This is a genomic window from Streptomyces sp. XY431 (assembly GCF_001279805.1).
GTDB classification, from domain to species: domain Bacteria; phylum Actinomycetota; class Actinomycetes; order Streptomycetales; family Streptomycetaceae; genus Kitasatospora; species Kitasatospora purpeofusca.
The window spans coordinates 1-3,317 of the sequence record NZ_LGDO01000212.1 but is presented as its reverse complement, the minus strand read 5'-3'; the positions used below and the strand labels follow the sequence as shown (position 1 = coordinate 3,317).

General features: G+C 71.8%; 3 protein-coding genes and 1 pseudogene. 2 read left to right on the top strand and 2 right to left on the bottom strand.

The genetic code is table 11. The annotated features are described in order from the left end of the window. Positions 1-185, bottom strand: a pseudogene (locus ADK60_RS46785) (ABC transporter permease); the annotation flags it as partial. After that, positions 182-1,351, bottom strand: coding sequence for an ABC transporter substrate-binding protein (locus ADK60_RS20640; RefSeq protein ID WP_234371190.1), 1,170 nt, complete (start codon positions 1,349-1,351; stop codon positions 182-184). The pseudogene ADK60_RS46785 and the gene ADK60_RS20640, both read right to left, overlap by 4 nt. Positions 1,352-2,107: 756 nt before the next feature. Between ADK60_RS20640 and ADK60_RS20630 the strand changes: the two genes are divergently transcribed. Both ADK60_RS20630 and ADK60_RS42200 read left to right on the top strand, forming a co-directional pair. Continuing rightward, positions 2,108-2,563: a hypothetical protein gene (locus ADK60_RS20630; protein WP_053647984.1), complete on the top strand. Its 456-nt coding sequence runs from the start codon at positions 2,108-2,110 to the stop codon at positions 2,561-2,563. 310 nt (positions 2,564-2,873) lie between these two features. Beyond that, on the top strand, positions 2,874-3,317 hold a 444-nt coding region (locus ADK60_RS42200), incomplete at its 3' end, for a protein kinase domain-containing protein (protein ID WP_159400515.1).

The window sequence follows — 3,317 nt, the reverse complement described above, 5'->3', positions numbered from 1 at the left end:
GAGAGGTAGATCGCGTACGCGATCGGATAGGCGGTGACCGCGACCATCACGATCACGGCGGGCGCGCAGAGCAGCAGGCCCAGCCTGCGTTCCTGCCGGGCGCCCCCGGACAGCTCGGCCCGGCCCGGACCGCCGGCCGTCGCGGGCGCTGCGGGAGTGGCGGGCGTGGAGGCGGAGGTGCTCACGGGATCAACCCCTTGGAGCCGAGAGCGTCCTCGATCTGCCCCCGCAGGTCGGCGACCGTGCTCTCGGGCTTGATCGCGGCCGGCGGCGAGAGGGTGTGCGAGATGGCGATCGACACGTTCTGGTAGGCCGGTGTCTGCGGGCGGACGCTGGCGGTTTCGAGCGCGGCCAGCACATCGGCGGCGAAGGGGTAGCTCTCGGTCAGTTCGGCGGCCTGGTACAGGCTGCGCAGCGAGGGCGGCAGGCCGCCCTCGAGCGCGTTGGTCAGCTGGTTCTCGCGGTCCCGCAGGCAGAGGGTGGCCTCGAACGCGAGATCGGGGTGCTTGCCGTAGGCGCCGACCGCCAGGTCGATGCCGCCGATCGTCACCGTGGCCGGCCGGTCCGCCGTGACCCCGGGGTAGGGCGCCCATTTGAAGTGCGGGAAGAGCTCGGGCTGGTTGGCCTTCATCGACGGGTAGACGAAGGGGTAGTTCAGTTCGAACGCGGCCGTGCCGGACTCCATGGCGAGCCGGTTCTGGTCCTCCATCTGGTTGGGCAGCGACGGATCGGCCGCAGCCGAGCGGGCGGCGTCCCGCATGATCCCGGCGGCGACGACCGCCGGCGGGCCGAGCGAGGGCGCCAGCGCGTCCGGGGTGAGGATGGTGCCCCCGGCGCTGGTGACCAGTGTGTTGAACCAGACCGTCAGCCCCTCGTACTGGGCTCCCTGGATCTCGACGTAGTGCGGCTTCCCGGCCTTCGCCAGCACTTCGGCCTGGGCCAGCATCTCGGCCCAGCTCCTGGGCGGTGTGGGCACCAGGTCGTCGCGGTACCAGAGCAGTTGGGTGTTGGAGTTGTAGGGGGCGCCGTACAGCTTGTCCTTCCAGGTGGCGGTCTGCACCGCGGCCGCGAGGGTGTCGGCGGTCGCCCGCTCCTTCACCGGCCCGGTCCATTCGCGGATCCAACCGGCCTCCGCGAACTCCGCCGGCCAGGTGACGTCCAGGCCGATGATGTCCACCCCGGCGTCGTGCGCGGCCAGCCGGCGGACCAATTGCTGGCGCTGCCCGTCGGCGGTGCGCGGCAGCTTGTTGTAGTGGATCACGTACCGGCCCCCCGAGGCCTGGCCGCAGCGGTCTGCGGCCTGTTGCAGGGCACCGGAGTCGTCCGGGAAGTTGTACCAGTTCAGAGCCACTGGGCCGCTGCCCCCGCTGCCCCCACAGCCTACGAGGGCGGAGGCGAGTACCGGTAGCGCGGCCGCGGCGGCCAGCCACCGCGAGCGGAAATTTCGGCCCCTGGGCATCGCACTCCTGCTGTCGGTGGCGAGCGGATGGGCTCACGGTACGAAGAATGCCGCCGCCGGGGCGCGCGGCGCTCCGCGGCCGGGCCCCGCGTCAGGCGGGCAGCCCAACCCGGGGGCGCGGCGGCAGAGGTGCAAGGCCTCGCCGTCAGTGACGGACACCAGGGGCAGGCGGACGCCGACCGCCGCAAGGCAGGCGATCGTGCCGCCGCAGCCGAGGACCTCGCCGTCGGGACGGGCCGCCACGAACACTCGCCACCACCGGCCTCGCCCCCGCCGTCCACAACGTCCTCGCCGCCATCCGCACGGCCATCGCCCGCCTCGGCCGACCCCTTTGGAGCACGCCTGGATCTGGGTGACCCCTTCGGGCACCTGGAACTGCCCCGAAGCGGTGAACCCCAGTTCACCGGAAGGCGCCACCCGTCCTTCCCCGACGCGAGGGTCGGCCTACGCGGTCCCGCCCAAGTACACACAGCCCGGGGCACTCGGCGTCAGTCCTCCGGCCGGACCTTCCCCCCGTCTCCTCCCCTGTCCTGCCGCTGCTCCAGGCCAGGGATCCCCGCTACCGGATGTCGGCGCGCCGCACAGCCGCGCGAGGAACGGTTTGCACACTGATCAAACATCCACCCCGAACGAGAGGACTCCTCTGTCATGAAGAGAACCTGCTGGTCCGGAATCGGCGTCGCCGCGCTGGCCCTGACCGCCGTCACTGCTGGAGTCCCGGCCGCGCACGCCGCTACCGCGGACACCTGCGGCGGATCCATCGGCGACTACGTCGGCATCGCCGGCCTCGATGTCCCATTCACCGGGGCCGCGTCCGCCAACGGCAACGACCGCGCACTGACCGTCTCCCCGGTCGCTCTCGGCATCAACACCTTCAAGACCGAGATCGCCACCGGCCCCAGCGACTCCCGTTACGCCATCGGACCCTTCGAGATCAAGGTCGACACGACCGGCAGGGGCCGCATCAAGTTCCTCTCCTACGCCGGACACGCCCGCGGCACCAACGTCGTCTGCGCCACTGGAACCCGCGTCACCAAGATCAGCGGCACCATCACCGTCCAGGACCTGGACAATCCCATCCCCTTCACCGTCAGCCGCGTCTGATCCACTCCAGTGCCGCCCGCCGCTTCCAGTCCAACGGAGGGCGGCACCCTCCAACGCCCCTGCCCCTGCGTCCGAGAGCCCGATGCGAAACCCCTCTGCGGCCCCTTCCCGGTCCACCGTCCGCACCGCACCGCTGCCCGCCCAGACCGCGGTCCGACAGCCGGACACATCACCCGCCCCCAAACCGCTGCCGGCGCACCGCCGCAAACACCGTTGTCCGCACGGCCGCTCTCCCGACACGCTGCTGCACACCGACGTGGCCGGCCACACGCCACTGGAGGTCCTCCGACGACGTGGCTGCCAGAACGTCTTGCGAGCGACCGGACCGCACGGGGACGTCGCCCTCAAGACCACGTGCCTGGACGCCCGCCCCGACACCCTCGCCCGGGCCCACAACGAGGTCCGCGGCCTGCAGCAGGCCGCCGCGCACCCCCGCACCGCCGACCTCGCCGCCCACGGCGTCCACCAGCACCTCCACTACCTCGCCATCACCTGGCAGCGCGGCCTGAGCCTCCACCAACTGCTCGGACACCTCGACCACTCCATGGCCGCCCCGTCCTTGGGCGCCACCGAGTTCTTCGCCCGCTTCGCCCTCGCACTGTGCCACGCCGTGGAGGGCCTTCACCACCACGGCATCGTCCACGCCGACCTCAGCCCCCGCAACATCATCCTCGGCCACGACCACACCCTCACCCTCATCGACCTCGACAGCTGCCTGTCGCCCGGCGACCCCGCCCCCGGCACCCTCCACCGC

What these genes read in the sequence shown, in the direction of transcription:
- ADK60_RS20630 (WP_053647984.1), top strand. Translation starts at nt 2,108, where the DNA reads ATGAAGAGAACCTGCTGGTCCGGAATCGGCGTCGCCGCGCTGGCCCTG.